This window comes from Pseudomonas sp. P5_A12 (genome assembly GCF_056400685.1).
Map to the genome: position 1 here is coordinate 1 of NZ_JBFUKU010000311.1, position 5,988 is coordinate 5,988.

Below are 5,988 nucleotides of genomic sequence, written 5' to 3' on the forward strand. Positions count from 1 at the left end.
CCTCATGGGATAGCGGTACGTCGATGCTGAACATCGAGCCACGTCCCGGCAAGGATTGCACCCGAACCTGATAACCCAGAATCTTGGCAATGCGTTCAACGATGGCCAGCCCCAGGCCCACGCCTTTGCGGTCGGCGGCACGTCCGACGTCGAGCTGGTTGAACTCCAGGAAAATCGAATCCAGTCGGTCCGCAGCGATGCCGCGCCCGGTGTCCCAGACTTCCAGGCGCAGCACCTCGCCGCGCCGTCTTGCCGCCAGCAGGATGCTGCCCTCGTCCGTGTAGCGGCAGGCGTTGCTGAGGAAGTTACGCAGGATGCGCGTCATCAGGCGCAAGTCGGTGCTGATGGCGTAATCGCCCACATGCACGCGCAGGTTCAAGCCTGCCGCTTCGGCGACTGACTGAAACTCCGACACCAGCGGCCCGAGCAATTCGTCGAGACGATAAAGGGCAACGTCCGGTTTGACCGCTGCCTGATCGAGCCGGGAAATATCCAGCAGGTCGGTGAGCAGGTCTTCCGCCCCTTCCAGCGCCTGATGAGTGCGTTCGACCAGAACCTGTTCAACCTCAGGCAGTTTGCGTTCACGCAACGTYGAGATCAGCAAGCGCGCGGCGTTAAGCGGTTGCAGCAAATCGTGACTGGCGGCGGCGAGGTACTTGTCCTTGCTGTGATTGGCGGCCTCGGCGGCGTCGCGGGCATCGCGCAAGGCTTCGGCAATCTGTTTACGCTGGGTGATTTGCTGTTGCAGGTTGCGGTTGGCTTCCAGCAATTCATCGGTGCGTGCAGTGACCCGCTGTTCCAGTTCATCGTTGAGTTGTTGCAGTCGTTGCTGGGCCAGCTTGCGTTCGGTGATGTCAGCGACAAACCCCTCCACCAGGCCTTCCTGGTCGGGTTTGAGCAACAGGTTCATCAACACATCGAGGCTGCTGCCGTCCTTGCGCCGCAACTGGGTTTCATAACCGTGCAGGCTGCGTTGATGTTTGAGGATTTCGCCGATGTTTTCCAGCTCGGCAGCCCCGCCGACAAACAGGTTACTCGCCAGATCGGCCAGCGAAAACAGCACCTCCTGCGGGTCCTGATAACCGAGCATGTGCGCTAACGCCGGGTTGGCAGCACGCATGCCCTCTTGCAGGCTGGCCTGGAAAATCCCCTGCACCGCGTTTTCGAACAGCCATTTGTAGCGATTGCGCTCGGCTTCCAGGTCGTCGAGCCGCGCGGCCAGTTCCGGGTAGTGACTCTTGCGCGCCGAATGGCTGCCTAACCCGAGCAGCCCCGCCAGTGCCCGTTGCTGATCGTCAGAGGGCTTCGCCATAGACGACCTCGACATCACGCTGACTGGATTCGCGCGGATTGGTCAGGATGCACGGGTCGTGCATGGCGTGTTGCGACAGGAACGGAATGTCCGCCGTGCTGACACCATGCAAACCGAGGGTCTCGTGGAAGCCGATCGCGTGTTTGAGGGCGATCAAATGCTCGACCAGCCGCCCGCAAATCTGCCGGTGGTTCAGGCCACGGCAATCGATGCCAAAGGTCTCGGCGATCACTTTGAAGCGATCCGGTGCCGAGCTGTAATTGAACGCCACCACGTGTTCCACCAGCACCGCGTTGCATAAGCCATGGGGCAGATCGAGAAACCCGCCCAGGCTGTGGGACATGGCGTGCACCGCACCGAGGATCGCGTTGGAGAAAGCGAGACCGGCCTGCATGCTGCCGAGCATGATCTTCTCGCGCAGAGCGATGTCCGTCGGGTTAGCGATCATTTGCACCAGGTTGCCATTGATCAACCGCATCGCTTCCAGTGCATGGGGATCGGTCAGGGGCCCGTGGCCCGTGGAGACGAAAGCCTCGATGGCATGCACCAGCGCGTCGATGCCGGTACAGGCCGACAGGAACGGGTCCATGCTCAGGGTCGTTTCCGGGTCGATCAACGACACGTCCGGCACCACCGCTTTGCTGACGATGGAGAACTTCATGCGTTCTTGCTGGTTGGAAATGATCACGAACTGCGAAACATCGGCCGAGGTGCCGGCGGTGGTCGGTATCAGGATCAGGGGCGGGCTGGGCACGCGAATGGTGTCCACGCCTTCGAATTCGAGAATGCTGCGTCCGTGAGCCACGACAATACCGATACCTTTGCCGCAATCCATCGGGCTGCCACCGCCGACTGCGACGATCACATCGCAATGGTTTTCCCGGTACAGCTCGGCGCCGAGCATGACTTCTTCGACCCGTGGGTTAGGCGAGACATCGCTGTACAGGAAATAGTCGATACCCAAGGCTTGCAGGCTGGCCTCGACATCGGCGACCCAACCGGCCGCAATCACCCCGGGGTCACTGACCACCAGGACTTTGCGGGCGCCGAAGGTCTTGGCGTAATTGCCGACGTTGTGCCGGCAACCGGCACCAAAGATGATTTCAGGCGACACGAATTTACGCAGTTGGCTGAGACTCTGGCTCATTGGAAAGCCTGTTTTTATTGTTTTGGAAGGTAAGAACCACACTAAACCATCCGGCTGCGAATGCAATCAGACCAAAGAACACTGCTACCGGAGGCGCACCCGGATTGTGTATTCACCGCCGACCTACTGTGGGAGCGAGCCTGCTCGCGATGAGGCCAGCTCATTCAAAATTGATTTCGACTGACCCACCGCTATCGCGAGCAGGCTCGCTCCCACAAGGGATCGGTGTATGGCGACTATCCACGGTAGATCAGCTGCGAAGCCTTTTCGTTGCGCAACGTCAAGTGTTCCATGCCCTGCCCCGGCGCTTCGGCTTCTTCGCGGGCCTTGAGGATCACGCCGTGGTGCGGTGACTTGCTGCACACCGGGTCGGCATTGGCGGCGTCGCCAGTGAGCATGAACGCCTGACAGCGGCATCCACCCAGATCCTTGTGCTTTTCATCGCACGAGCGGCACGGCTCCTTCATCCAGTCATTACCGCGAAAACGGTTGAAGCCAAACGAGTCCGTCCAGATGTGCTCGACGCTGTGCTCGCGCACGTTGGGAAACTGCACCGGCAACTGTCGGGCACTGTGGCAAGGCAGTGCGGTGCCGTCCGGGGTGATGTCGAGAAACAGATTGGCCCAGCCGTTCATGCAGGTTTTGGGGCGTTCTTCGTAGTAGTCCGGGGTGACGAAGATCAGCTTGCACGGATGGCCCTGGGCCTCAAGCCGCTGGCGATATTCATTTGTGATGCGCTCGGCGCGTTGCAGTTGCTCGCGAGTCGGCAGCAGGCCGACGCGATTGAGTTCGGCCCAGCCGTAGAATTGACACGTGGCCAACTCGACAAAATCCGCTTCCAGTTCCAGGCACAGGTCGATGATCTGCGCGATCTGGTCGATGTTGTGCCGATGGGTCACGAAGTTCAGCACCATGGGGTAACCTTGGGCTTTTACCGCTCGGGCCATGGCCAGCTTCTGTGCAAAGGCCTTGCGCGAGCCGGCGAGCATGTTGTTGACCGCTTCGTCGGCGGCCTGAAAGCTGATCTGGATATGGTCCAGCCCGGCCACCTTGAAGTCGCGGACTTTTTGTTCCGTCAGGCCAATGCCCGAGGTGATCAGGTTGGTGTAGTAGCCCATATCTCGCGCGGCCTTGATCAGTTCGGCCAGGTCCTGTCGCACCAGCGGTTCGCCACCGGAAAAACCCAACTGCGCTGCGCCCATCTCGCGGGCTTCGCGAAACACCCGAATCCATTCTTCAGTACTCAGCTCCTCGCCGTGCCGGGCAAAATCCAATGGGTTGGAGCAATACGGGCATTGCAACGGACACCGATAGGTCAGCTCCGCCAACAGCCACAGCGGTGGGCCGACAGGCGCATCATTCAATCCAGAATTGAGCATGGGCCACCTCCAGAAACGCCAGCACATCCTCGTCGATCCCCGGCACGCCGGGAAAATTCGCGGCCAGTTCCTCAATGATCACCGCGATGCTGCGCTGACCGTTCACCAGACCGAGGATCTGCCCGGCACTGCCGTTGAGTTTGATCATGCCTTCGGGGTACAGCAGCACGTGACAGTCCTGGCGGGGCTCCCATTGCAAACGAAAACCCTGGCGCAACGACGGTGATAGCTCGCGATTGATCAGGCTCACAGGGCAATCCCCCGGTGCCAGACATTCTCGGTGGTGACGGTGTGATACGGCGGACGCTCCAGCTCGTAGGCCATGCTCATGGCGTCAAGCATGCTCCACAGCACATCGAGTTTGAATTGCAGGATGTTCAGCATGCGTTGCTGCGCCGGGAGCGTGACGTAGTGCGTCAAAGTGATGCGCAAGCCGTGCTCCACGTCGCGCCGGGCCTGGCTCAGGCGGTTGCGAAAATAGTCGTAGCCGGCCACGTCGATCCACGGGTAATGGGTGGGCCAGGCGTCGAGCCGGGACTGGTGGATCTGGGGGGCGAACAGCTCGGTCAGCGAACTGCTCGCGGCTTCCTGCCAGCAGGCGCGACGAGCGAAATTGACGTAGGCATCCACAGCGAAGCGCACGCCCGGCAGCACCAATTCCTGGGACAGAATCTGCTCTCGATCYAGCCCCACCGCTTCGCCCAGACGCAACCAGGCTTCGATGCCGCCTTCACTGCCGGGCACGCCGTCGTGGTCGAGAATGCGTTGCAGCCACTCACGGCGCACGCCGCGGTCCGGGCAGTTGGCGAGGATCGCCGCATCTTTGAGCGGAATGTTCACTTGGTAATAGAAGCGGTTGGCGACCCAGCCCTGAATCTGCTCACGAGTCGCCCGGCCGGCGTACATGGCTTGGTGGAAGGGGTGATGGATGTGGTAGTAGGCGCCTTTGGCGCGCAGGGCGGCTTCGAATTCGGTGGGGGTCATGGGTCTGTCAGTCATTTTTATTTTCCTTCGAGTTCTGCGGTGCCCAGGCTGCCCTCATCGCGAGCAGGCTCGCTCCCACAAGGTTCGAGGTGATGGGGCCATTGCCTACAGCTCAATAGTCATGCCGTCATAAGCCACTTCGATCCCGCGCCGATCCAGCAAGGCACGTTCGGCCGAGTCTTCGTCGAGGATCGGGTTGGTGTTGTTGATGTGGATCAGCACCTTGCGCTGGCGGGTAAAGCCTTCCAGTACCTCAAGCATGCCGCCGGGGCCGCTTTGCGACAGATGCCCCATTTCGCTGCCCAGGCTCTGGCCGACTTCGCAGACGCGCATTTCGTCGTCACGCCACAAGGTGCCGTCCAGCAGCAGACAATCGGCACGCTGCATCCAGCTCAACACTTCCTCATCGACTTGCCCCAGCCCCGGCGCGTAAAACAGCGATGCACCGCTGCGCCGGTCTTCAATGAACAAGCCAATGGTGTCGCCCGGTTGCGGGTTGCCACGATTGGGCGAGTACGGCGGTGCGTTGCTCACCAGAGGAATCGCACGCCATCGCAAGTGCTGGCAGGCAGGAATGCTGAACGGCTGGCGATCCAGGCCGATCGGTTGCCACTGCAAGCCGCCGTTCCAGTGACGCAGCATGTTGAACAGCGGGAAGCCGCTGCTCAGGTCCTGGTGAACCCGTTCGGTGCACCAGACCGCGTGCGGACAGCCTTCACGCAGGCTCAGCAGGCCGGTGCAGTGATCGATCTGGCTGTCCAGCAGCACGACGCCAGCGATGGCGCTGTCACGCAATTGGCGAGCCGGTTGCAACAGCGGAAAACTTGCGAGTTGCGCACGGATGTCCGGTGACGCATTGCACAGCACCCAATCCACACCGTTGTCGCTCAGGGCAATCGAGGACTGCGTGCGCGGTTGTGCCCGCAGGCTGGCATTGCGCATTCCGGCGCACTGGTAGCAGTTGCAATTCCACTGCGGGAAACCGCCACCAGCGGCGGAGCCGAGAACGCGGATGTGCATGGATGAGGCTCCAAAGGCAGGCCCGGCCAACACAACAGCTGGCCGGGTGAGCAATCAACGGTTGGCGAAATACATCGTCACTTCGAAGCCAATGCGCAGATCGGTAAACGCGGGTTTAGTCCACATGGGTCAATCCTCTTCTTGTG

Annotated in this window: 7 protein-coding genes; all 7 read right to left on the reverse strand. The window is 60.8% G+C overall.

From position 1 onward, the window contains the following. Positions 1–1,312, reverse strand: a 1,312-nt coding sequence (locus AC1DSG_RS26325) for a PAS domain-containing sensor histidine kinase (RefSeq protein ID WP_477793508.1), incomplete at its 3' end; no start/stop codon positions are given. Beyond that, positions 1,296–2,459, reverse strand: a complete 1,164-nt coding sequence (gene ercA, locus AC1DSG_RS26330) for an alcohol dehydrogenase-like regulatory protein ErcA (RefSeq protein WP_007949305.1) — start codon at positions 2,457–2,459, stop codon at positions 1,296–1,298. The genes ercA and AC1DSG_RS26325, both read right to left, overlap by 17 nt. Before the next feature lie 236 nt (positions 2,460–2,695). After that, positions 2,696–3,838 (reverse strand): pyrroloquinoline quinone biosynthesis protein PqqE, encoded by a 1,143-nt coding sequence (pqqE, locus tag AC1DSG_RS26335; protein ID WP_477793509.1) that lies wholly within the window; start codon positions 3,836–3,838, stop codon positions 2,696–2,698. Continuing rightward, complete coding sequence (pqqD, locus tag AC1DSG_RS26340) at positions 3,816–4,088, reverse strand: pyrroloquinoline quinone biosynthesis peptide chaperone PqqD (RefSeq protein WP_477793510.1); 273 nt, start codon at positions 4,086–4,088, stop codon at positions 3,816–3,818. The genes pqqE and pqqD overlap by 23 nt, the downstream gene beginning before the upstream one ends. Beyond that, complete coding sequence (pqqC, locus tag AC1DSG_RS26345) at positions 4,085–4,837, reverse strand: pyrroloquinoline-quinone synthase PqqC (protein WP_477793511.1); 753 nt, start codon at positions 4,835–4,837, stop codon at positions 4,085–4,087. The genes pqqD and pqqC overlap by 4 nt, the downstream gene beginning before the upstream one ends. A 90-nt stretch (positions 4,838–4,927) precedes the next feature. Continuing rightward, entirely contained in the window at positions 4,928–5,842 is a 915-nt protein-coding gene (gene pqqB / locus AC1DSG_RS26350; protein ID WP_477793512.1) for a pyrroloquinoline quinone biosynthesis protein PqqB, read from the reverse strand. Between the two features lie 54 nt (positions 5,843–5,896). Then, a complete protein-coding gene (gene pqqA, locus AC1DSG_RS26355) occupies positions 5,897–5,968 on the reverse strand; it encodes a pyrroloquinoline quinone precursor peptide PqqA (protein WP_003253598.1) in 72 nt (23 codons plus the stop codon). Between the last annotated feature and the right edge of the window lie 20 nt (positions 5,969–5,988).

Excerpts from the sequence above, each read along its gene's own strand:
- ercA (WP_007949305.1), bottom strand. The coding sequence starts at position 2,459 with ATGAGCCAGAGTCTCAGCCAACTGCGTAAATTCGTGTCGCCTGAAATC.
- pqqE (WP_477793509.1), bottom strand. The coding sequence starts at position 3,838 with ATGCTCAATTCTGGATTGAATGATGCGCCTGTCGGCCCACCGCTGTGG.
- pqqB (WP_477793512.1), bottom strand. The coding sequence starts at position 5,842 with ATGCACATCCGCGTTCTCGGCTCCGCCGCTGGTGGCGGTTTCCCGCAG.